This is a genomic window from Flavihumibacter rivuli (assembly GCF_018595685.2).
Lineage (GTDB): Bacteria > Bacteroidota > Bacteroidia > Chitinophagales > Chitinophagaceae > Flavihumibacter > Flavihumibacter rivuli.
On sequence record NZ_CP092334.1, the window covers coordinates 3661672 to 3684298 of the forward strand.

Annotated in this window: 19 protein-coding genes; 9 read left to right on the forward strand and 10 right to left on the reverse strand. The window is 46.4% G+C overall.

The window, feature by feature from the left end:
- Window positions 1-111: 111 nt before the first annotated feature.
- Window positions 112-879, reverse strand: a complete 768-nt coding sequence (locus tag KJS94_RS15530; RefSeq protein WP_214448521.1) for a hypothetical protein — start codon at window positions 877-879, stop codon at window positions 112-114.
- Between the two features lie 257 nt (window positions 880-1136).
- Here KJS94_RS15530 and KJS94_RS15535 point away from each other — a divergent pair, with 257 nt between their 5' ends.
- Window positions 1137-1583 carry a hypothetical protein gene (locus tag KJS94_RS15535; protein WP_214448520.1) on the forward strand — a complete coding sequence of 149 codons (447 nt, stop codon included), beginning with the start codon at window positions 1137-1139 and terminating at the stop codon, window positions 1581-1583.
- Between the two features lie 79 nt (window positions 1584-1662).
- Here KJS94_RS15535 and KJS94_RS15540 read toward each other — a convergent pair whose 3' ends face one another.
- Entirely contained in the window at window positions 1663-2571 is a 909-nt protein-coding gene (locus KJS94_RS15540) for a phosphate/phosphite/phosphonate ABC transporter substrate-binding protein (protein WP_214448519.1), read from the reverse strand.
- Window positions 2572-2779: 208 nt separating this feature from the next.
- Here KJS94_RS15540 and KJS94_RS15545 point away from each other — a divergent pair, with 208 nt between their 5' ends.
- The 3 genes from KJS94_RS15545 to KJS94_RS15555 all read left to right on the forward strand — a co-directional run bounded on the left by KJS94_RS15545 (window position 2780) and on the right by KJS94_RS15555 (window position 5534).
- On the forward strand, window positions 2780-3580 hold the full coding sequence (locus KJS94_RS15545) for a hypothetical protein (RefSeq protein WP_214448518.1): 801 nt from the start codon (window positions 2780-2782) through the stop codon (window positions 3578-3580).
- A gap of 176 nt (window positions 3581-3756) precedes the next feature.
- The gene (locus tag KJS94_RS15550; protein WP_214448517.1) at window positions 3757-4365 is read left to right on the forward strand and encodes a hypothetical protein; all 609 of its coding nucleotides are present in this window, start codon (window positions 3757-3759) and stop codon (window positions 4363-4365) included.
- Window positions 4366-4430: 65 nt separating this feature from the next.
- Window positions 4431-5534: a serine hydrolase domain-containing protein gene (locus tag KJS94_RS15555; protein WP_214448516.1), complete on the forward strand. Its 1104-nt coding sequence runs from the start codon at window positions 4431-4433 to the stop codon at window positions 5532-5534.
- An 86-nt stretch (window positions 5535-5620) separates the two neighbouring features.
- On the opposite strand, the gene KJS94_RS15560 is transcribed toward KJS94_RS15555, so the two are convergent.
- Window positions 5621-6427, reverse strand: coding sequence for an SDR family oxidoreductase (locus tag KJS94_RS15560; RefSeq protein ID WP_214448515.1), 807 nt, complete (start codon window positions 6425-6427; stop codon window positions 5621-5623).
- 57 nt (window positions 6428-6484) lie between these two features.
- Window positions 6485-7306, reverse strand: a complete 822-nt coding sequence (locus KJS94_RS15565) for a helix-turn-helix domain-containing protein (RefSeq protein ID WP_214448514.1) — start codon at window positions 7304-7306, stop codon at window positions 6485-6487.
- A 104-nt stretch (window positions 7307-7410) separates the two neighbouring features.
- Between KJS94_RS15565 and KJS94_RS15570 the strand changes: the two genes are divergently transcribed.
- Complete coding sequence (locus tag KJS94_RS15570) at window positions 7411-9588, forward strand: hypothetical protein (protein WP_214448513.1); 2178 nt, start codon at window positions 7411-7413, stop codon at window positions 9586-9588.
- Between the two features lie 37 nt (window positions 9589-9625).
- On the opposite strand, the gene KJS94_RS15575 is transcribed toward KJS94_RS15570, so the two are convergent.
- Window positions 9626-9976 (reverse strand): arsenate reductase family protein, encoded by a 351-nt coding sequence (locus KJS94_RS15575; protein ID WP_214448512.1) that lies wholly within the window; start codon window positions 9974-9976, stop codon window positions 9626-9628.
- A gap of 192 nt (window positions 9977-10168) precedes the next feature.
- Here KJS94_RS15575 and KJS94_RS15580 point away from each other — a divergent pair, with 192 nt between their 5' ends.
- A complete protein-coding gene (locus tag KJS94_RS15580; RefSeq protein WP_214448511.1) occupies window positions 10169-10591 on the forward strand; it encodes a YybH family protein in 423 nt (140 codons plus the stop codon).
- 97 nt (window positions 10592-10688) lie between these two features.
- Here the strand turns inward: KJS94_RS15580 and KJS94_RS15585 are convergent, their stop codons facing one another.
- On the reverse strand, window positions 10689-11540 hold the full coding sequence (locus KJS94_RS15585) for a dienelactone hydrolase family protein (protein ID WP_214448510.1): 852 nt from the start codon (window positions 11538-11540) through the stop codon (window positions 10689-10691).
- A 133-nt stretch (window positions 11541-11673) separates the two neighbouring features.
- On the opposite strand from KJS94_RS15585, the gene KJS94_RS15590 reads away from it, so the two are divergent.
- Both KJS94_RS15590 and KJS94_RS15595 read left to right on the forward strand, forming a co-directional pair.
- Window positions 11674-12993 carry a flavin-containing monooxygenase gene (locus KJS94_RS15590; RefSeq protein WP_214448509.1) on the forward strand — a complete coding sequence of 440 codons (1320 nt, stop codon included), beginning with the start codon at window positions 11674-11676 and terminating at the stop codon, window positions 12991-12993.
- 28 nt (window positions 12994-13021) lie between these two features.
- Window positions 13022-13804 (forward strand): alpha/beta hydrolase, encoded by a 783-nt coding sequence (locus KJS94_RS15595; RefSeq protein ID WP_214448508.1) that lies wholly within the window; start codon window positions 13022-13024, stop codon window positions 13802-13804.
- A 24-nt stretch (window positions 13805-13828) separates the two neighbouring features.
- Here the strand turns inward: KJS94_RS15595 and KJS94_RS15600 are convergent, their stop codons facing one another.
- Window positions 13829-14452, reverse strand: a complete 624-nt coding sequence (locus KJS94_RS15600) for a hypothetical protein (protein ID WP_214448507.1) — start codon at window positions 14450-14452, stop codon at window positions 13829-13831.
- Window positions 14433-14915, reverse strand: coding sequence for an RNA polymerase sigma factor (locus KJS94_RS15605; protein WP_214448506.1), 483 nt, complete (start codon window positions 14913-14915; stop codon window positions 14433-14435). The genes KJS94_RS15600 and KJS94_RS15605 overlap by 20 nt, the downstream gene beginning before the upstream one ends.
- Before the next feature lie 550 nt (window positions 14916-15465).
- Here KJS94_RS15605 and KJS94_RS15610 point away from each other — a divergent pair.
- Entirely contained in the window at window positions 15466-17904 is a 2439-nt protein-coding gene (locus tag KJS94_RS15610; protein WP_214448505.1) for an outer membrane beta-barrel protein, read from the forward strand.
- A 93-nt stretch (window positions 17905-17997) separates the two neighbouring features.
- On the opposite strand, the gene KJS94_RS15615 is transcribed toward KJS94_RS15610, so the two are convergent.
- Both KJS94_RS15615 and KJS94_RS15620 read right to left on the reverse strand, forming a co-directional pair.
- A complete protein-coding gene (locus tag KJS94_RS15615; protein WP_214448504.1) occupies window positions 17998-20238 on the reverse strand; it encodes a T9SS type A sorting domain-containing protein in 2241 nt (746 codons plus the stop codon).
- Window positions 20239-20541: 303 nt separating this feature from the next.
- On the reverse strand, window positions 20542-22584 hold the full coding sequence (locus KJS94_RS15620) for a T9SS type A sorting domain-containing protein (RefSeq protein WP_239804372.1): 2043 nt from the start codon (window positions 22582-22584) through the stop codon (window positions 20542-20544).
- Window positions 22585-22627: the final 43 nt, after the last annotated feature.

The window sequence follows — 22627 nt, forward strand, 5'->3', positions numbered from 1 at the left end:
TAATAAAAAAGAACGGGTCCCTTAACGGGCCCGTTCTTTTTTATCTGAAAGTAACCGGATTGCTTCTTGAATGGTATTCGGCTGGTGGGTTCCTTTCCTATTGCCTTTGTCTTATTTTGTCCACTCATGTTCGCTAATGACATAGGACTGTTGGGCACGATTTCCGAATCTTACTTCAACATGGGACCTTGTCCAGCTATTATTGGTAGCGATTGTTGAGTAGTTCCTGAAGAATGTATCATTTTCCATTACACCACTTGCAGGCAGGCAATTGTTCTCAATGCATTCATAACGTTCTTTTGCCACTTCTTCCCCGGTAGTATTCATGATGGTCCTGGTGATCCTGTAACTATTCCAGTTGGGATTGGTCTGAACCATGCTGAAATAGGGGTCGCGGCCATCTTCCCCAACGGTGATGGTCATACCAAATGGGGAAAAGTTGAACTGGATCCTGCGCTTCCAGCCAGTTGCCGGTATGGCAGTTGGGGCTTTTAATACCACTTGCTTTTCAGCAAAGGGGGTGTTGATGGTCTTTTCGCCAACATACTGCAGGGTTTTGAGTTCATGTGAACCCTCGTCAGTATAGATATATACAGTGGCCTTCCATTCCCCGTTGGTTAAGCCATTGATAGTGGCTTCAAGTTTATTGCCAGCCAGGTTCAGGTTTTGATACCTTGGTGTATTGCTGCCTGTTTTTTGGAGGACAAGCTTGGCTGAGTCAATAGATTCGGCATCGATCATACTCCCTTGCAGGTCTACAACAATTGTTTCAAGTGCATTAGCGGGTTTTGCGGGATCATCCTTGTCGCAGGATGTAAATAAAAAAGCAACTGATGCCAACAGCACTAGTTGCCTGGAAATTTGGATAAGGTTCAGCATACTCAATAGAATTAAGGTTTAAGAATGACGCAAAGCTATATTGACTAAAAGGATTTTTCATTCACATAAATATGTGAATGAAGGCCTTTTAGCATTCCCTTAGCAAATGCCCCTTGCAATCTGGGATACGAGGATAAATAGCCATTCAACCGCCAAAAATGGCAATTCATCCAAGAGGTTATATTATTATGGGAAAGCAACGAATAGCTTTGTGGTATTGTCAGATTAGACAATTAAACCTTTACAAACCTTTCCTGATGAAAAAGTATTTTATCCCTGTGGCGGTAGGATGCATCCTGCTATCCGCCTGCAGCAAAGACGACGACGTCGTCGCCCCAACGCCGGAAGAGCCGGTGTCCCGGACCGTTAGTTTCCGGATCTTCCAGGGCAAGGACTATTCTTCCCCTTTCTACAAGGATGTGAATGCTGAAGTTAAACTGGCGCTATTGAAGAGTGACCTGAGTACAAGGTCGCTGAAGCTGGTTTGGGACACCACCATTAGTATGCGTTCGATCCTTGCCTATCCATCATTGGAGAAGCCGATGGAGATCATCAAAACAGTTGATGGCGTGTTGGCGAGTAAGGAATTTGTCCACTTCTCCTTTAACCGGATCTATAAAGTAAATAACCAGATCAGTACCAATGGCCTTGGCCAGGGACTTGAGTCCGGAGTCCGGGAGAAGCAGGTTGATGTTGCGTTATGAGCAAGAAGTTAGCGGAATAGAAAAGGGAAGTTTATGATCAAACTTCCCTTTTTTTATGCTGTAAAGTGCTTGTCTGTCCTTAATTGGCGAATTGCTCAAGGATGGCTGCCACTGCTTCCGGTTTACCAAATTGTTGAAGGAACGGAAAGTAATGATTGGCCTGAATGGTAATATAATGGGTTGCCTGCTTGGCTTCTGTCCAACCGTTTTTAATCGAAGTCAGTGCCTCCGGCTGGCTTGTATGCAGCCCTAACAATAACTGTAATAATGTTTCTTTCAGTTTGGGATCTATGGATTTATGGAAGAGTACCGGCCCCAGGGGGATCTCGGGTGATAACCAGATGGTCCTGAGTTGGCCTTCGATTGCAGGCTCTTCTTGTGCCATTTTGAGGTAGGCATCATGGCCCATTGCTGCTATATCGGCCTTGTCTTGCAAGAGCCATTCAATGGCAGCCTTATGGGTGCCTGCGTAGACCACCGTATCGAATGCTGACTCCGCCTTATCGATACCTATGCCGGTTAAGCCGAGTCTTGGTACGAGGTTGCCCGAAGTGGATCCCACAGCCACCAGTGCCAGTCTTTGGTCCTTCGCAGATCTATTTAATGTGGCCATATCCTTGATCATGCTATTGCTTCTGGTCAGGATCGCTGTCTTGTAGTTGTCCTTTGAGGAGGGAGGGACCGTCAGGGCAACAGCCGGATCCATTGGATAAGGTTTTGCTGAAGTCTGTAGCAACAGGTAACCAAAAGTGTTGATCATGGCAAGGTCAACTTCATTGTTGCGTATGCCTTCGATAAAGGCCAGTACAGTGGGATAACTTTTTACAGTGGTCCTGAACCCTGTTTTCTGTTCAACAAGCTTTGCGAACGGCTCCAGGTTAGCAACCCGGTCATTAGTGGAATACCGGTAGGTGGCGATCCTGATCTCCTGGGTAAATCCTGCTATCACCATAAGAAGTAGGCAGGTGGTGGATAAGATCTTTTTCATGGGTGCAAGCTAGTTTATTTCTGTATAATGGGTCATCGCATCTTCATGTGAGGACTAAAGCCTTTAAGGATGGCATAATTGTGAATGATTTTCACATCCCTTTCCGCAGGGACGCTTTCTTTTACCACTCATCAATATCACATAAGGATGCGGTTGTGTAGCTTGTCAGGGTTGCAGAATTTCGCAAATCAAACCATTAACCTTATTTATGAAAAAGATGTTCCGCAGCTTGATGCTGTTCTCCTTTCTGGCCCTTGCCTTTACCTCCTGTTCGGAAGACAATGAACCACCTGCTGAACCAAGCCTTCCCGGAAAATGGGTGAAGCGCATTGAGGTTTCCGACAAGGATTTCCAGGTGTTTGAATTCAACAATGCCAGGGAAGTGAGCCAATATGTATCCCAATGGCAATCTGCTCCATCAGGGGAGATAAGTCGTTTTCAACTTTCAAATGAATTTGTAAATGGCAAATTGGTTAGGGCTGCCACACAGGCTACCAGGGTCGTATATACTTATGAAGGCAACAATGTAGCCTCAGCGGTCATCTATACCAATAATGACCGGAAATTTGCTACCCATTATTTTAAATACAATACCGGCGGAAGGCTGGTAGAGGTTTTGGAAGATATTGCACAACCCGACCCGGATGGGGCGAGCGGGGTAAAGATCCTGTTGAGTTATTATGGAAATGGCAACCTGAAGCAAATGGAGTACCAGTACAGGAAGACCGGCGAGACTACCTTTAAGCCGGGTATGGTCAAGTATTATGAGACCTATGATGATAAGCCTAATCCCGTTAAAGCCAGTATCCTCGAGCATTTCCTGCCTGGATTGGTATTGCAATACAATAACCCTCTTATCATCAGGACGGAAAGTGTAGGCTCTGCAGACAAGACCCTCAATCGGTTTGCTTACAAGTACGATGAGAACGGCTATCCGTTGGAGCGTTCAAACCGCATTGAAGTGAATGGCAACCTTAGCACAATAATTACCGGAATATATTTTTATTGATTTCAATTGGAGGTTTGGTTGGTTAAAAGGAACCCCTGCCATCCGGCGGGGGCTTCCTTACTTTTGGTGCAGGTTTTACTAATGAGCAGTTCATACAGTGAAATCAACATGTCATACCAGCCAACCTTTTCCCGCAGATCTTGCTACAATACTTTCGTTTACCAAAACCTTAACCGATGAAGAAATTATTTTTATGGGTTGCCTTACCCCTGGTATTAATGTCAGCAACCGCTACCTACGCAATTCTTGAACAACTTGAAGTTACAGAGAAGGACGCTTCCAGTATGATGGTGAGATCACTGGGCATGGGCTATCCGGCCATCGATCGGGCCATTATTAATAAGGCCAGGTCGCTATCTACAGACCTGAAAGTTACCGGTACCCGTCAATTGATCCAGTTTGCGAAAGATTATAGCCAGACGGAAGCCTTCAGGAAGGATTATAAGCAATGGCGTTCGGAGTACCTGAATGGGGGAAAGAAGAAATTCAGGTTACGCAACCCTATGGATGTCCTAAATAGCGCTATTGATAAACAGGTAGATAAGGTAGTCGGCGGGGAGGATAATTCCATCCCTGAAGATCCGAAGCAGATGGTGAAGAAGCGGTTGGAAAAATTTATGGAAGTTTCGGCTACTGTCGATTTTGATGCTGCCCTGAATGGGTCTCGTTTTGCTGATCCCAGGTATGAGGCCAAGCCAAAGGAATGGAAAATGTGTTTTCGGGCTGGAAAAGAAGTTGTTGCTGCCGCCAGGGAAGAAGTGGCTAAATGGCTGCAGGAATTGTAGTTTCGTCAGGGATAAAGCTTTGACGCTGCGAAAAAACAGGCATTCCACATAAACCACTCTGGCATATGAAACAATTACTGATATGGGTATTGGTGTTATTAGTGAAGGGCAGCAGCTTCGGACAGGCTGATATAGCTTCCGCTAATAACAGGGCTGATGCTTTCGTTAGCGAAAAAATGGGGCAGCTTAAAATACCCGGAATGGCAATAGCCGTGGTTAAAAGCGGAAAAATTGTAAAGCTTTCAACATACGGTATGGCTAACCTTGAGTGGAACACAAAAGTGTCGGAGCATTCAAACTTTCAGATCGCTTCCTGTACCAAGTTGCTGACCTCCACCCTTTTGCTTAAGGCGATAAGGGATGGGAGGATCCGGTTAGAGGATCATGTCGGAAAATACATTGATACTATACCTGTATCATGGAAACCCATTCAAATAAAGCATTTGATCTCCCATTCCAGCGGCCTGAAGGATTTTAAGGGGGATTACTATATTTCTACAGGGACTGTGGTGAAAGCACTGAAGGACTCTACGCTTGAATACGCGCCTGGTACCGGTCAGCATTATGCGCAGGCTGATTTTATGTTGTTGGGTTATATACTGGAAAGGATCTATAAAAAGACATTGCCCGCATTAATACAAGGCGAGATCGCAGTTCCATTGAATATGAATGATGGCGGTTATGATATGGAACAGAGAACAGGAAGTTTTATGCGAACAAACCTGGTTAAGGAAAGGGCGACTACATATTATGACCTGGAAGGCAGTATGCAAGCATATAAATTCATGTATCCACAATACTACTATTCTGCCGGAGGGTACTATGCGTCCATTAGTGATTTGGCGAATTGGGCAGTAGGCCTGGATAATGAAACTTTGATTCCCAGGGGACTATTAGAAGAACATATTTATGGGAAGGATAGTATAGGAGGAAAGGCTTCACAATATACAAGGGCAGGTTGGATCCTCGAAAATGAGAATGGGATAAGGTATGCAGGGCATAGCGGCGGACCCGGACTTGCGGATATCCTAAGGTTCCCGGGCGAAGGATATACCTTCATCGTACTGGCCAATGATGGCGAGTTGTTGCCAACTTTTGCAAGGGCTATTGCCTCTTTTTACATCAGTGGCTTGCCGCCCAGGTTGAATATTGAGAAATTTAATCGTTAAGTTGCATTAAAAGGTATTTGTAATAGTTATTTCACCTTTGTCAGCGATGCATTGCCCCGAATAGTAAAGGAGCAATGCATTTTTTATTACTTTTTTGAAGGGGCATTTGCGGCTCCCGCAAGTATTCCGCCATCAATATTCAACTCGGTTCCTGTAATGTAGCGGGAATCTTCACTTGCCAGGAAGAGTACAGCCTTGGCAACATCCTCCGGTTGGCCTGCAATCCCAAGGGGAACATCCTTGCAGATTTCCCTGATCGTTGCTTCCCTTTGTTCTCCCTCTCCGAGCATTGGTTCCCACATTTCGGTAAGGATAACAGCCGGGTGGATGGAATTGCATCGGATCGGGTATCCTTTTTCAGCACAGTAAAGGGCAACCGTTTTGGTGTGGTTGCGGACTGCGGCCTTACTGGATGCATAGGCAGCTGCCTGCGGGATACCTACAATACCTGACCTGGAACTGATATTGATAATGCTGGCCTTGCCAGGGTTGTGTTTCATCCATCTGATAGCGTACCTGCAACCCAGGAATACCCCGTCAAGATTGGTGGCGTGCACTTGTCGCCAGGCTTCCAGGCTGGCATGCTCCGGGTCATGGAGGCCTTCAGTTTCAGTGAATCCGGTGATGCCGGCATTGTTAACCACTACATCAGGATGGATCCCCTGCACTTTGAACCATTGCCCCAGTTCCTCCCAATCCATTTCATTCCTTACATCGAGATGGACATAATGGCATTGGTCGCCCAATTGGGCAGCCAGTAAATTCCCCTTACTATCCTGGATATCGGTAAGGATAACCCTAGCCCCTGCTTCAGCAAAAGCTTTTGCAGTTGCTGCACCAATACCCTGGGCTGCACCTGTTATGATTGCTGTCTTTCCTTTGAAACTTGCCATTTTTTTAGGCAAAACTAGTGAGGGGGAATCCGGGAAAATTGAACGAAAGCGACATGCTTAGCTGGACCTTGCCCCGCGAATGAATGGCCTTTTTCGAAAGAAGGAGGCCGGGCTTTCATTGCTGTAGCGTTTGAATTGGCGGATGAAATGTGCCTGGTCTGTATAGTTGCTGAGATAGGTTACATCCGTTGCATTAAGTTGCTGATCAGCAGCATACTGGTCAAGGGCCAACTTTAGTTTGCATATCCGCTGGTAATCTGTAGCGGTCATATCGAACCATTGCCTGAAATAGCGCTGTTGCTGGCGTTTCCCGATGTTGCCGAGTTCGAGGGGGATCGCTTCCCCCGCGTTGGCAAGGTTTTCATGCTTGAAAATGCTGTCAGATGCTGATAATCTTTCCGGTGGGATAGAGGCAGCCCATTGGGTTAGAAAAGCCTCCATCAATGTTACCCTTTCCTTGAAAGATGGCGAATTCCGTATTACATTTTCCACCGTATTGGCTTTCTCGCCAAAAACTTCAGGTGCAGGCATGATGAGGTCTGCCCAGGACCATGTAATATTTAGTAATTGTTTTAGCCTGTATTGGCGTAAACGGGTTACAAAAAGTTTGGTTGGGGGCTGCCATTGATAGTTGTGGGTATGGGTGGGTTGCCCCAGCAAATATGCAGTTGGCAGGACTTCCTTTGAGTCATTGAGCAAATGAAGGGGAGGGTTACCAATTTGTATGGTCCATTCGCAGCCCGGGAAAGGCAGAATGGGTTGCACATAATCTATGCCTTCCTCAAGCTGCCATTCGGCTTCATAGTAGAATTCGACCAGCCAGGCCAAAGCAGCCGATGGCTGGCATAGTTGGTAGGAAAGGTGAAGCTTTTCCGGCATAATGCTAATATACTGTTTCAGGTGCTGTAAACGGTTAAATGTCAGCCCAGGCGGGTCGGGCGGTCACCTGTTAAATGACTCATTCGGCGGGATAGTCGTAATTTGTGAGGAGAATTGTTAATATGACCATCCCCAAACCCACCCGTTTTTTATTAATTGGCTGTCTTTTCTTTTTTGCTACGGCAAGGGGACAGTCCAATCTTCTTGAGGCCAACTCCCTATTGAAGGCCGAGCTGATGCAGTATAAAGGCTTCCTTAACAGTTTTGCCGCCGATGGGGGTATTGTTAAGGAAATGAAACATTTCGCCAACAAGGTAGTGGATAGTATGCAGCATGAGATCAACAAGGATGCTGCATTGGAAGATTCGGTAAAAATCAAAGGCATCAATAGTGTGCGGTTCTTTTTGCAATCACTCAGGGCAAGCCTGGCGCAAAAGAAGTTTGAGTTGTATGATGTGCCCAGTGCACAGCTGGAGTTTCCACTTATTGCAGATGCCTTGATGCATGGTACGCCTTTCAGGAATTTCTTCCTTGGTCTTGGGCCCCGGAGGACCCAGTTAATGGCTGATGCTTTCCGGCAGTTTCCTGAAGGTGGACGGTTCCAGAAGTTGGCTGACATCCGAAGGATCGCGGTGAATCCTGAGAATATCCTTGGGTATCTTGAAAAGCAAAAGGATTTCCCTTACCTGGACACTTCCCTGATCTATGTCGCGGAGCAAACACCCATGCAAATAGTGGAGTATGTAGCAGCCAGGCAAACCCCCTTGGCTGACTATCTCCGCCAGATGCCGCACCCTGTCATCCAGCAACTGGTGCAACTTGCCGGTAACCGCAATGCGACTGAATTGGTGCCCTTTGCAGGCCGGATGGCTGTTGGGATCATTACTGCTGATTCAGTTTTGAAACTCCGCCGATCCAACGTTACGGGATACTTTCAAATGTTGGTGAATTGTAGCCAGGAAAATAAGGTAAGGAGGTCGCAAGGCTTACCTACTCCCATGCAGCCGGCCATTCGCACTGCATTGCATGAGAAGGCCATGGCATTTTATGTCCAGCCGATCAATGAACTGCATGAGTCGAAGGACCAGGTGCGGTTTGCCAGTATCAAATCCCTTCGTCCGGTAGACCTGTATTATCTCATCACAAGCGGAGAGGACGAGCTATATACTTCAAGTTTCCTTGGGATCTACAGGAGGTTGATGGCATCCTTGCCAAAAGGCCATGCCGATAGCCTGATGGAATGGGTGCAATACGATAATTTCCGCAAGTTCATCAGGATCACTTCTCACTACAATGTACTTACGGATTACCTGAATAATATGCCGGAGGCGAACAGGACTGACCTGTTAAGGCGCTTCATCAGTGGGATCGAGGCCAATACGGATAATGGTGTGGAAGAGGCTATGGATGTGGCAGATGCTTTCATAGGCCTGTCTAATGATTCCGCATACAGCAATGTGACGAAACAGTTGTTGATCGAGAACCTTGGGCGTTGCCAGCGTGAGAATAGTTATTATGGGGTAAGGTTGTATACCATATTGGACCAGGTATTTACCGTTTCCAATGACCCGAAGGCCTTGAAGGACTTGTTTGCCAAGGTGGGAAGTTATGAATACCTGCCCGTTTCCACCTTAAAGGACAGCAATGGGGTGATCAACCAATTGGTGATTTTTTACGGAGACGAAGATGGTAAGACATCCTGGCAAAATTTTCTGGCGATGTTCCGCGACACCAGCCAATGGCAGATCACCAAATTGCCAAATTGGTATGAGATACGTTCCAGAAATGCAGCCCAGCCGATACAGATCTTTGCCAACCTGCCACTGGATCACTCCAACAACCTGGATGAACAGGCACAACTAGCGATGCTGAATTATATCAATGGGTTGAAAGCTACTCCGGCCATAATCATTCACAGGGGACATAGTTATCATCTGCCTTCCACCCTTAACTACCTTAATCCAGCCATTAAGCTTGCATTTCTTGGTTCTTGCGGGGGGTACAAGAATATCCTGACAGTGGCCTACAAAAGTCCTTCAGCGCAAATTGTAGCCACCAAGCAAATCGGGTCCAAACTTATCAACGACCCTATGATCAGGGAGTTGAATGACCTTTTGTATAAGGGTTCTGACATCAACTGGCCGGAATTATGGTTAACGATGGGGCAGCGATTTAGTAAGACGCCGTTCACCCGTGACCTGTTCGCAGAATACGTCCCACCCTATCGCAACCTTAGCCTGTTTGTGATCAGGCTGTACAATTATGATGAAGGAATCCTTTAATAAGAAAGCCCTACTGTTTAGGAGTAGGGCTTTCTTATTATAATGCCTGTTTTAAAGATTCTACAACCGCTTTGGTATTGCCAATAAAAATGGAGCCATTCACTACTGCAACCGGCCTTTTCAGGAAAGTATATTCATCAAGGATCAGTTTTCGGTAATCCTTTTCAGTCAATTCCTTCTCGTGAAGTCCCATGCTCCGGTATTTCATGGCTTTCCTGCTAAACAAGGCCTCATAAGAACCTGCAAGCTTCTTCATTTCATCAAGTTGTTCAGCAGTGATCGGTTCAGTTTTGATATCCTGCAGCACTACTCCTTTTTTCTCCGCTTGCACCTCCTTTAGAATTTTCTGGCAGGTCCCGCAATTGGCCAGGTGATAGATCTTCTTCATTTGTTGAAACGTTTATGCATAAAACAAAAAAATGACCATAAGGTTTGGTTCCCTTAATTCCGTGAATAAACCCCCTCTGCAAAGGGTGGAATCACGGTTCACGTCGGAGCCGGGTCGGAGACGGGTCGGAGCCGGGTCGGAGACGGGTCGGAGTCGGGTCGGATTCTTTGCTATTTTCGGGGAAAATACCTGATGAGAGCAATTGTTTTTTCCTTATTGTTTATGGCAGGGTTTGCAGTGAATGCACAGGACCCTGCAGTAAGTGCCATAACGGATCTGATGGCCCGGCAGCAGGCAGATTGGAACCGTGGAGATATAACTGCATTCATGGAAGGCTATTGGAAAAGCGACTCATTAATGTTCATTGGCAGTAACGGGGTTACCTATGGATTCCAGAATACCTTTGATCGATATAAGAAAAGGTATGATTCAAGGGAGAAGATGGGAACACTTACTTTTTCCCTGTTGCACATTAACAGGATCAGCGATGATGTCTATATGGTGGTAGGAAAATGGTTCCTGAAAAGGACAGTAGGTGATGTCGGCGGCCATTTTACACTGATCTTCCGACGGATCAATGGCCGATGGGTGATCACTTCCGACCATACCAGCTGAGTAGGAAATCGATGGCGGTTACCTGTTTTTCAGGATGGCGTTCCTGTTTGCCGGAAAATGAAGGCAACTGTTGTCGGGTTGAAAGAATAAGCCCTTCTCAGGCAAGGTATGTCCTGAAGAAATCTATGGTCCGTCCCCAAGCCAGCTTTGCGGCGGCTTCATTGTACCTGGCTGCTGAAGTGTCATTATGAAAGGCGTGATTTACCCCTTCATACAAATAGGATTCATACCTGATATTATTGGCCTTTAATGCCTGTTCGTAAATATCCTTCCCGGCATTGACCCTTTCGTCCAGGCCCGCGTAATGCAATTGGACTGCGGCCTTGATCTTTCCAACCTGGGCGGCATCGGGCTGCCTGCCATAGAAGGCGACAGCAGCTTTTAATTCCGGGACAGATACTGCCAGGTTATTGGCCATGGCTCCGCCCCAACAGAATCCTACACAACCAATATTGCCATTGCAATCCTTTCGCTGCCTGAGGTAGGGTAGGGTGGCTGCAAAACTGCTGATGGTCGCGGGCATGTCCAATTTGGCAAACATTGCCCTGGCTTCATCCTCATTAGCCGGGGTGCCACCCAATAGGGAAAGCGCATCAGGTGCAATGGCCAGGAAGCCCGCTTCCGCGGCTCTTCTGGTTACATCTTCTATATGGGGATTGAGTCCCCTGTTCTCATGGATCACTATTACCGCAGCATATGGCTTAACAGCTATTGGCCTGGCCACATAGGCTTTCATCTGACCGCCTTCAACCGGGTAATTCACCCGCTCGGTGAAAAGGTCGGCTGTTGGACTGGTCTGTGCAACAGCATAGGTCCCTTCCAGCATGGGCAATACCCCCATCGCTGCAGCCATGCTACCGGTCAGGAGTACCAGTTTTTTGATGAACTGATCCCGACTTAACGGGCGATGAGTGTACTCATCATAGAGATTGATGATGCGTTGATCCATTTGTGCTGGTTTTAAAGGAAGTTACTGAAACTTGTCCAGAATGACCAGGGTGCTATGTTTTATGCCGCTTTTATAGACGATCTGCTGATTTTTTATCCAGAAAGCTTAAATTAATCGCGATTAAATGATTGTCATGCCTAAACATGTTTGTGTTATCGGTGCCGGACCCTCTGGAATTACTGCTGCCAAGAACCTGCTGGATGAAGGATTGCAGGTTACCGTGTATGATTATGGTAGGGAGGTTGGGGGGAACTGGGTGTTCACCGAGGAAGAAAGCCATTCTTCTGTATTTGAGACCACACATATCATATCCTCGAAGAGCTTAAGTGAGTATGCAGACTTCCCTATGCCGGAAGATTACCCGGATTACCCTTCCCACGTGCAGCTGAAGCGCTACTTCCAGGATTATGCCCAGACTTTTAACCTGATACCGCATATCCAATTTCAAACACTTGTCCGCAATTGTTCCCTCAACCAGGAGGGTAAATGGGAGGTGACCATAGAAAAGGACGGGGAGGTCTCTGTTCATCAGTTTGATGCATTGGCCGTTTGTAACGGGCATCACTGGCTGCCAAGGATGCCGGAGTTGAACGGCCATTTTGAGGGCGAATTGCTACATTCCCATCACGTAAAACGGTTTAGTCGTTTTGCAGGCAAGAGGGTATTGGTAATAGGTGGAGGGAACTCTGCCTGTGATGTGGCCGTTGAAAGCTCCAGGGTGGCTGCCAGTGTTGACATGAGTTGGAGAAGGGGCTATTGGATAGCACCGAAATTCATCATGGGTAAGCCCGCTGATGTTTTCAGTCATCGTGTCGATTGGTTGCCAAGATGGTTATGGCAACGACTCACTGCCATTAGCCTGTTCATCCGCAATGGAAAGAATAGTATGTATGGCTTGCAGGAACCTGATGGCCCCATAGGTTCGCACCATCCTACTATCAATGAAGACCTTTTTTTTACCATACGTCACGGCAAGATAAAGCCCCGCCCGGGTATTGAAAAGGTAGAAGGAAGGAAAGTACTGTTTACTGACGGTAGTACAGGGGAGTATGATACCATCGTTGCCTGCACCGGTTATGTCATTTCCCATCCGTTCTTCGATCAGCAATTCATTGATTATTCAGAGGGGCAGGTGCCGCTATGGCTGCGCATGATCCATCCCGTTATACCCAATCTCTATTTTATCGGGCTTTTCCAGCCATTGGGTTGTATCTGGCCCGGGTCGGAATTGCAAAGTAAGATCATGGCCCGGGAAATTGCCGGCAAGTGGAAAAGACCTTCCAACGTTGCGGAACTGGTGGAGAGGGAGTTGCGGCACCCAGACTTCCACCAGATCAATACCCCTCGTCATACTATTACGGTCAATTACCATTTGTTCCGCAAGAGGTTATTGAAGCATTTGCCAAAAGACTATATCCGTCGCCATCCACTTGCAACGGAAAGTCATCCATAGCGCTCATGATAGCCAAAACCTGTTTAGAATGAAACTGGAGGTCATCGAAAGAAAGTATGTTGCTGAGCCACGCGGAACGATTGTGCTGGTGCATGGTGCCTGTTTTGCCGCCTGGTGCTGGGAGGAAAACCTATTGCCTTTCTTTGCTGAAGCAGGGTACCAGGTAAAGGCAATGAGTTTGCGCAATCATGGTGGAAGTGATCATCTTGGCTCCCTGAAGTTCAGGAGGATCAGGGAATATGTTGATGACCTCAGGCAGATAGTAGCAACTTGTGAAGGCCCGGTTTATCTGCTCGGGCATTCCATGGGAGGATTTGTTATCCAGCATTTCCTGAACCAAAGCCCAGAACTTGCAGCAAAGGCCATCCTGGTCTGCTCTATACCTCCGCATGGTGTATGGCGGTTAACGCTCAAGACCATGCTGAATTACCCGCTGGTATTCCTCAAGGCAAATCTTACCTGGAGCCTGAAGCCTGTCTTTGGAACCGTTGACCGTTGCAACCGATATATCTTTTCCGGACAGGAAAGTCAGGATAGAGCTGCACAGGTGCTGAGCCGGATGCAGGATGAATCATTCCTGTCCTATTTGGATACCCTCATACTTGACCTTCCGACTAAACCCAATCATAAGGTACCGGTGATGGTTGTAGGGGGAGAGGTCGACTTCCTGTTTAACCATAAAGATGTTCAGGCTACTGCCAGGGCATATGGTGTTGAACCGGTATGGGTAGCTAACGGGTCCCATAATTGGTTCATGCAGGAAGGCTGGGAGTTAACCGCTGAAAAGATGGTTGAATGGTTAAGGAATTGATGGTTCCGTAAACCCTGTATGCCATTAGTCTAGTTTTTCCAGGTCAATGATCATTTGCTGAAGCGTTTCAAGGTGCCTTCCAAAAGCTCTGCGGAATAACCATTTCGCCAGGAGCATTGCCAATGGCACCAGGATCAGCAATGAAATTGGGAGCGCCCAAACGAATATCGGGGACCGCAACAGCTGTTCCAGTGATTTACCTGATCCGGAGACGCCACCTAAAATATAACCTCCTGTAACAGCTATAGGGTAAACGAAAACGGCGAGGCGCATTTGCTGCCTTCCCCATTCCATTATATTGCTGTGGCATTTTCTTAACATTCCCAGTACATTCAGGCCTGATGAGAAATTTTCAGGTATGTTTTTGTAGAGCTGCCAGCCACTCACAATGCCAAAAACGTTAAATCCGATCATGATCACTAATGCGATCCTGACAGGCCATAGCGGGTATTTGATTAACAGTATGCCATAACCAATGGTAATTAGAATGGCCCAGAATATATTAGTGAGTAGATTCTTTTTTAGTTTCCCAAGCGGGTGATGACTGGCCTTCCTGCTCAGGAATCCTGTACGCAACAGGTTTTCCAGATCCTTATCTGTTGGCTCCCACTCTTTCCATTTATTGTATTCAGTCATGGTTGGTTGCATTTAAGATATTTGCTAATCGCTGTCTGATACGGTGTAGCTTCACGCCTGCACTATTAGGGGTGATACCCATAATATTCGCTATCTCCTGATTGCTATAGCCTTCCAGATAAAGTGATACCAATGCCTTATCAATATCGGTGAGTAGCCTGATAGCCATTCTCAGCATCTGGACATCTTCTTTTTCCAGGGCGGGATCATTCCCTTCATGATCTGGAAGATCATCCTGGTAGTATATGATGCTTTGTTTCCTTTTCGTTGTAAGAACGGTATTCAGTGCAATCCTGTACAACCAGGTACTGAATTTGGCCTCCCCGCGAAATCCTTCCCATCCCTTCCAGCATTGAAGGATGATCTCCTGGTAGAGGTCTTTCTTCTCTTCCGGATCTGCGGCATAGAGTGACACCACCTTGTAAATAATGCCCTGGTTTGCCTTTATCTGTTGTAGGAATTCTTTTTCGCTCACTGGTACTTTTTGTGTCCTGGTTTTATCCTGTTGTTAAGGTATGCATGAGTAATAGAACAATCAACACCAAATGCGTCAGGAGCCAAATCCGCTGAAAGCGGGTCCGTTCCTGCCATGTTCGCCTGGGGTCAAATGGGTCAAACACCATGGCCAATGCCATGTAGGTAAGTCCTGTTGATGGGTCTTGCCTGCGTATTATGAACCATGCTGCCACTAATACAAACAATAAGTATCCTGCCTTGTTGGCGTATTTCGTCCAATAGTCTTTCCGGTCATTATTTGAGATGAGCATATGGTCTTTAATGTATCTGTTGCAAAGAATCCCCATTCATTACAAGCAGTTGAAAAAAATTGTAAAACCTGATGTGACACATCTTTCAGGGCATTTGCAGCCCATAACCACATAAATATGTGGTATCTACGAAGCCTTTCATACATTGATTTTTACCGTTCATGCATTGGCATGATTATTTGGCCCATTATCCTTTTTCCATTCGCCGTTCATCAGTGGTTTTAAATCTTTACATCCTCATAGATAAAACCTGATGTTATGAAAAAGGCTGTACAACTCTTATTGATCCTTCTCGTTAATGGGCTTTTTGCTTCAGCCCAGTTTTCAGGAAAAGTCACCGGCACTGTGGTTGATGCAAAATCACGTGCAGCTGAAGGTGCAACTGTATCCTTGTTGAAGGCTAAGGATTCCACCGTTGCCAAGTTTGCCGTTGCCGGTAATACCGGTCAGTTCGAGATGGATAAATTGCCTGAAGGAAAATACCTGTTGTCTGTTTCCGTTGTTGGGCACGATACCTGGACCAGTCCCCTATTTGAATTGAGTGCGGCTTCACCTGTTAAGGAGTTTAGCAGTGTAAAACTTTCCGAAGCTCAGCGTTCACTGAGCGGTGTAACTGTTACAGCGCGCCGTCCAATGGTGGAAGTGAAGGCTGACCGCACGCTTGTCAATGTAGAAGCGAGTGTCACTAATGTTGGTGCAACCGCACTGGAGGTATTGGAAAAGTCCCCGGGTGTTTCGGTTGACCGTGATGGCAATATCAGTATTAAGGGGCGCCAGGGTGTAATGGTGATGATCGATGGTAAACCAAGTTACCTTAATGGCTCTGAGCTGGCCAGCCTGCTGTCCAGCATGAATGCCAATCAACTCGACCAGATCGAGATCATGACCAATCCGCCTGCACGGTACGATGCCGCCGGTAATTCAGGTGTGATCAATATCAAGACCAAGAAGAGCAAGCAAAAGGGTTGGAATGGTAACCTGACATTAGGCTATGGGCAAGGACGTTACTGGAAGACCAACAACAGCCTGGGATTGAACTACCGTAATGAGAAGGTTAACCTTTTCATGAATTACAGCCAGAACGCGGCAAAGGATTTCAATGACCTGTTGATCAAGCGAACTTATGTGGGCAGCGATGGGAAAACGCCTGAGTATTATTTTGAACAACCCACCAACATGGTGGTGAAAAGGAATAACAATACACTTAAACTCGGGATGGATTATTTCCTGAATAAGAAGACCACCCTTGGCCTGAACACCAGCGGGTTTATTTCACCACGCACCTTTGATGGCATCAGCACCGGCTCCCTGATGGGAACGGATATGGTATTGGATTCATCAGCATACACCAAGAGCAATAATACCAACCGTTGGTTGAATGGAACGGTTAACCTGAACCTTCGTCACCAATTTGGGCAGGGTAAGGAATTTAGCGCAGACCTGGATTATGTGCACTATGATATGACCAATTCCCAATTGTTCAACAACCAGCTTTATGATAATGAAGGTGCGGTGACAGCCAATGAATGGCTAAAGGGTGACCTCCCGTCTACCATCAGGATCTATGCTGCCAAAGCGGATTATTCGCATGTATTCAAATCCGGGCTGAAGTTGGAAACCGGTTGGAAGTCAAGTTTGGTGAAGACAGACAATGCAGCGAACTATTTTAATGAAGTGAATGGTGAATGGGAGCCTGATTATGACAAGACCAACAGTTTCCGCTACCAGGAGAATATCAATGCGCTCTACCTGAACGCCAACAAGACCATTGGTAAATGGAGCTTGCAGGCCGGCTTAAGGTTTGAGAATACTACCTATAAAGGCCACCAGTTAGGTAATCCCCAACGTCCGGATTCTTCCTTCCAGCGTGACTATAATAACCTGTTCCCTACGGCATATATTTCCTATGCTGCTGATTCCAATAATACCTTCAGCCTCAGTGTTGGCCGGAGGATCGATCGGCCTGCTTACCAGCAATTGAACCCGTTCATGTTCTTTATCAATAAGTACACTTACCAGGTGGGTAACCCTTTCCTGCTCCCCCAATACACGTATAACTTTGAATTGTCGCACACCTATAAAGGCTGGTTTACCACCACGCTCAGCTATGGCGATACCAAGCAATATTTTTCACAGGTATTCCGTACCGAAGGACAGGTTACCATTGTATCCGAAGGCAACCTGGCCAATATGAAGAATACCTCACTTTCCGTTAACGCCATGGTGAATCCTGCCAAATGGTGGTCAGTGAATATTTCTGCATCTGCTGTACATCGTGTGGTTCGTGGCTATGGGGAGAATAGCGACTTCAACAGCAATGCTGTGAGTGGCCAGTTCAATGTGAACAACCAATTCAAGTTCAATAAAGGCTGGGCCGGGGAATTGTCAGGATTCTATAACAGTAAGAATGAAGATGCGCAGTTTGTCATCTATCCGTTCGGACAGGTTTCGGTGGGGCTATCCAAGCAAGTGTTAAAGAACAAGGGGTCTGTTAAATTGAACGTAAGGGATATCTTCTTTACCCAACAAATCACAGGTGATATCCGGTACCAGAATGTGCGTGAGCGTTTCGTACAATCAAGGGATACCAGGGTGTTCAATATTTCCTTCACCTACAAGTTTGGAAAGAGCTTTAAGGATGGTGGAAGGAGGAACGGAGGAAGCAGTTCTGATGAGCAGCGTAGGGTTGGCAATTGATAGGAAAGGATTTCCTTAAGTATTGATTGCATCCTAGTAAAAACAAAAAACAGGCTATAAAAGCCTGTTTTTTGTTTTTGCCCGTTTAGGTCCTTACCGGCTTCCTATTGTGATCTTCCTGGTGGTTATATTCTCACCATTAATGATCTGAAGCAGGTAAATACCCGGTGTGATGGTTGAAACATTCAACCTGAAAGTATTGGGTCCGCTATTCACCATTTTTCGCTGTACCAATAGCTGCCTGCCCGTCATATCGATGATCCTGAATTCGGCATTACCCGATTTCTCAACTGCCATCCGAATATTGAGTTCAGATATTGCAGGATTGGGATACAGCTGTAATCCCTGTTGGACGCTTATGGCTTCTTCCTCCATTGGACTGGCAACAGTATTCATGCTCGAAGTAGCAGGTAAAGTATTGGTCCAGGGGGTGCTGCTGGCCTCTATTTTCAGGGAATAGCAGGTGGTGGCATTGAATGCGCCATTCTTGCCAATCACCCTGAGTTGGTATTGTGTCTTGCTAATGCCTGTGTACAGCAATACTTCAGGTGATGTACCGCTTGTGGTGGCTGCTGCTAAGAACCTCTTCTTGCTGTCGTATAAGTAAACATCATAATCGGCAGGCAGGTTAAAAAGGCTGATCTTGAGGTACCTGGGGTTCTGGGTCCTGAATTTGAACCAGTCCTGGTCAGTACTGTTACTGATCAAAGCTTTAATAGTGGTGTTGAGGTTGATGCTTGGTCCACTGGAATTGTTTGGTTCATAAGGGTCTGTGCAGGCTGGTGGTGGTGGCGGCGGTGGTGGTGGTGCAGCACTGATCGGGAAATTGGAAAAATAGACCAGGCCAACACCACTGTTGTTGTGAAGCACGGGTGAGGCCGTTCCCTGGTGACTGAGATAAGTGATGCCACTAGGGTTTGTGGTGGTGCCTGTGTTCCTCGTAAAATTGATGATCAACTTATCTGCGTTAATGGTAAGTCCGGTGATCGAATAGCTTCCACCTTCCAGGCGAAGGTCCGGAATGAGGTCTCCCAGCAATGTATAACTGGCATTGGGGTCTTTCAGGGTTAAGGTTACCTGTGTGGCCTCCCCGGTTGGCGCAAATGCGGTCAGGTCGGCCTGTTTGGGTTCTGGAGGGGAAATGGAAGAGGGAAGGCCGGATACGCCATAAAGGTCCCTTCTCAAAAGATTGGTCATCCAATCTCCCATTACTTTGTAGCCGTTCTCAAAAAGGTAATGACAGTAATTGATCACTCCCCCGTCAAAAAGGTTGTCCAGGTTATTTGAGGTCATGATCTTCAGGTCGGGTATTTCAAGGGCCAATTGCCGCTGTGCTTCCTGGATCTGTAGTGCCCCATCCCTGGTATTGATGCCACAGCCGAACCTGGTTTGTATAATATAGAACTGCGTTACGCCGGGATAATCCGTTTTCCAGTCCTGGTAAAGATTGGTATAGGATTGTTTCCATTGTGCAGTAGTAAGCTGAACAGTTGAAGTGCTACCCAATGCATCTGACTCACCCTGGTACCAGATGATGCCCCTTGCAGCTTGCCTTAAACCGGCTTCTGTCATTCTGTTCAACAGGCGCCCGTAGTTGGTAGCCAGGTCGGTGGGGTTAGCATCGTTGCGCTGGAAGAAGCTGATAGGTGCACCCGGATGTCCGCCATTCATGATGCAGATCGGTACATTCTGGCTTCCGGCAATATTGGAGGCCATGCGCATACCCCATTGGCCCGTATTTCCATCATTTTCGTACCAAATATTCCCATTGCCAATGAACCATGCCTTTGTGTACGCTGCCGTCTGGCTGCCGCTTCCCCAGACGCGGACAAAGTTCCGGTAAGGGGCATTGGTGGCTGTGTTGGCGTCATTGTTCACCGTATAGTCGCTTCTCCAGTTGGCGACAGCATTGGACTGTCCCTCAATGATGTAAACATCACCGGCAACTACATTATTAGCCGATTGGATCAGTGTCTCTGTTGTGCCATTAAAACCAAAAAGGTCAAAGCGGTAGTTATTCAATTCTGCAGGGATGGTTTCTGTGAAATTGTAGGTGGCTGTATTGTTCGAATAAGAAAGGTTGAAATTTGTGTTGGTAACCAATATGCCATCCCGGAACTTTTTCAACCTTACCTGGGTGAAACCTGAATTCTGATCCAATGAACCCGAAACTGAAATAGTGGCATTATTGGTGACCAGGTTACGTGGGTACAATTGGTTGTCTTTTGGAAACAAAGTGACCTGGGCAAGTATTATTCCTTTGGCCAGCGTCAGCACTATTGATAGAAGAATGCGGAATCCTCCATTTCTTGGGCATGGGGCAATAAGGTTCATGACTGTATAGCTTTAAAGTAATTGGGACGCTGCTATTTTAGCCTAAACCATTTGATCGACAAGCTTTGGAAGGGAGGATTGCTTCGAGGGCAAACAATAGTTGCCTTTATTAGGAGTTCATTAAAGTTACAGTAGATTTTCCAATAAAGTTGGCTGTTTGAGCCAATATTTTAGGGTATTTATCCCATAATGCGGTTAGGGATTGAGGTTAAATTTCACTAATGCAACCAGGACATTTTTAAAGTTGGCTTGGATATGTTGATAAAAGACGGCCCTGAAATAGGCCGTCTTTTATTTAAACAGTTACTTAATGATGGTGAGCTTTTTAATGGTAGTGGTTTCTCCATTAGCAATTTGCAGCAGGTAAATGCCTGGTGGAATGTTTGATACATTGAGCCGGAGCCTGTTCAAGCCGCTGTTTGTACTGTTTCTCTGCATTAATAATTGCTTCCCGGTCATGTCAATTATCCTGATCTCAGTTGATCCTGGATGGTCAACTGATAAACTGATATTTATTTCAGTCCTTGCCGGATTCGGGTAAATATTAAATACTTTTTGTAGGGAAATATCTTCTCCGTCTATCTGGCTTTCCTCAGAACTCATGGTAGAAGTGGCAGGCCCGGAATTAGTCGGCCATTTGTTCTTGCTGCATTCTACCTTTAGGGAATAACAGGCACCGGGATTGAAGGCGCCATTCTTTCCAATTACTTTGATATAAAAATGTTCATCTTGCTTTTTATCAACCTTTGTGAAAATTACCTCGGCATTATTACCTGTTGCAGTTGATGAGGCCATCAGTTTTTTCTTTTTATCGTAAAGGTAAATGTCATAATCAGCCGGAAGTTTGAATAGGCTTATCCTCATATATGGCTTATCGTCGTCAGCCTTGAATTTGAACCAGTCTACATCGCTTGATGACTTGATGATTGCAGTCACCGTTTTTCCCAATTTAATATTGTTCGCCTCAGAATTATCCCTGTCATATAGATCCGTACAGGTAAGTGCAATAGGTGGGTTCCCGGGCTTGCTGATGGGAAAATTGGCAAAATAGGTAAGCCCAATACCGTTTGCATTGAAAAGGACAGGACTTGCTTTCCCTTCATGACCCAGGTAGGAGATCGCTGAAGGGTTATTGTTAGTTCCGGCATTCCTGGTAAAGTTTACCAGTAGTTTATTGGATTGTATGGCTACGCCGGTAATGGTGTAGCTACCCCCTTCCAGTCTTAGGTCAGCTGCAATGTCGCCGTCGATGGTGTAGCCATTGGCAGGGCCTTTGATCTGGAGCATTACCTGGTTGGCTTCCCCTGTAGGGGTAAATGCAGAAAAGCTGGCTTTCATGGGTTGCGGGGGCTCAATTGATCCCGGAAGTCCCGAGACATAATAGAGATCCCTCCTGAGAAGGTTGGTCAGCCAGTCGCCCAATTGCTTATATCCTTTTTCAAAGGCAAAATGGCAATAGTTAATGCTGCCGCCATCCATAAGATGATCGAGGTTGTTGGTGGTCATGATTTTTACATAAGGGATTTCAACTGCCAGTTGGCGTTGGGCCTCCTGGATTTGTAATGCCCCATCCCTGCTGGTTATGCCACATCCAAAGCGGGTTTGGATAATGTAGACCTGTGAAACTTTAGGATAATCTGTTTTCCAGTCCTGGTACAATTGCCTAAACATTTGTTTCCACTGGGCAGTGGTCATTTGGTTGCTGCTCAATACTCCTTGTGCATCAGATTCACCCTGGTACCAGATGATTCCCCTTATTTTGTTTTTAAGACCGGCTTCCTCGGTTCTTTTCAGCAGCCTGCCATAATTTGTGGAAGGGTCAGTTGGGTTGGCATCATTGCGTTGGAAAAAAGCAATGGATTCACCAGGATGCGCGCCGTTAAGGAGCGCAATGGGAATATTTTGTGCGCCAGCGAGGTTGGAGGCTAGCCTCATTCCCCATTGACCGGTATTCCCATCGTTCTCGTACCAGCTATTCCCATTCCCAACGAACCAGGCCTTTGTATAGCTGGCCGTCTGGCTACCGCTTCCCCAAACCCGAACAAATGCGCGTTGTGGTGCATTGGTTATAGTATTGGCGTCATTTTCTACTGTGTAGGGAGAGGTCCTGTTATTGGCCACGGCATTTGACTGCCCTTCAATTATGTATGCGTCTCCCGCTACCACATTGGTAGCAGCCTGGATCAGTGTCTCATTTGTTCCAGTAGATCCCAGTAATTCAAAACTGTAGGAGTGAAGTTCCGCAGTTATGGTCTCCTTGAAAAGGTAACTGGCTTTATTGTTTTGATAAGCAAGCACAATGGTGCTTGTATTGATCAGGCTGCCATCCCTGTATTTTTTTACCACCAAGCTTGTGAATCCAGTGCTTTGGTCAAGAAGACCTGCAATT

Coding starts and splice junctions, on each gene's coding strand:
- KJS94_RS15530 (WP_214448521.1), bottom strand. CDS start 879: ATGCTGAACCTTATCCAAATTTCCAGGCAACTAGTGCTGTTGGCATCA.
- KJS94_RS15535 (WP_214448520.1), top strand. CDS start 1,137: ATGAAAAAGTATTTTATCCCTGTGGCGGTAGGATGCATCCTGCTATCC.
- KJS94_RS15540 (WP_214448519.1), bottom strand. CDS start 2,571: ATGAAAAAGATCTTATCCACCACCTGCCTACTTCTTATGGTGATAGCA.
- KJS94_RS15545 (WP_214448518.1), top strand. CDS start 2,780: ATGAAAAAGATGTTCCGCAGCTTGATGCTGTTCTCCTTTCTGGCCCTT.
- KJS94_RS15550 (WP_214448517.1), top strand. CDS start 3,757: ATGAAGAAATTATTTTTATGGGTTGCCTTACCCCTGGTATTAATGTCA.
- KJS94_RS15555 (WP_214448516.1), top strand. CDS start 4,431: ATGAAACAATTACTGATATGGGTATTGGTGTTATTAGTGAAGGGCAGC.
- KJS94_RS15560 (WP_214448515.1), bottom strand. CDS start 6,427: ATGGCAAGTTTCAAAGGAAAGACAGCAATCATAACAGGTGCAGCCCAG.
- KJS94_RS15565 (WP_214448514.1), bottom strand. CDS start 7,306: ATGCCGGAAAAGCTTCACCTTTCCTACCAACTATGCCAGCCATCGGCT.
- KJS94_RS15575 (WP_214448512.1), bottom strand. CDS start 9,976: ATGAAGAAGATCTATCACCTGGCCAATTGCGGGACCTGCCAGAAAATT.
- KJS94_RS15580 (WP_214448511.1), top strand. CDS start 10,169: ATGAGAGCAATTGTTTTTTCCTTATTGTTTATGGCAGGGTTTGCAGTG.
- KJS94_RS15585 (WP_214448510.1), bottom strand. CDS start 11,540: ATGGATCAACGCATCATCAATCTCTATGATGAGTACACTCATCGCCCG.
- KJS94_RS15590 (WP_214448509.1), top strand. CDS start 11,674: ATGCCTAAACATGTTTGTGTTATCGGTGCCGGACCCTCTGGAATTACT.
- KJS94_RS15595 (WP_214448508.1), top strand. CDS start 13,022: ATGAAACTGGAGGTCATCGAAAGAAAGTATGTTGCTGAGCCACGCGGA.
- KJS94_RS15600 (WP_214448507.1), bottom strand. CDS start 14,452: ATGCAACCAACCATGACTGAATACAATAAATGGAAAGAGTGGGAGCCA.
- KJS94_RS15610 (WP_214448505.1), top strand. CDS start 15,466: ATGAAAAAGGCTGTACAACTCTTATTGATCCTTCTCGTTAATGGGCTT.
- KJS94_RS15615 (WP_214448504.1), bottom strand. CDS start 20,238: ATGAACCTTATTGCCCCATGCCCAAGAAATGGAGGATTCCGCATTCTT.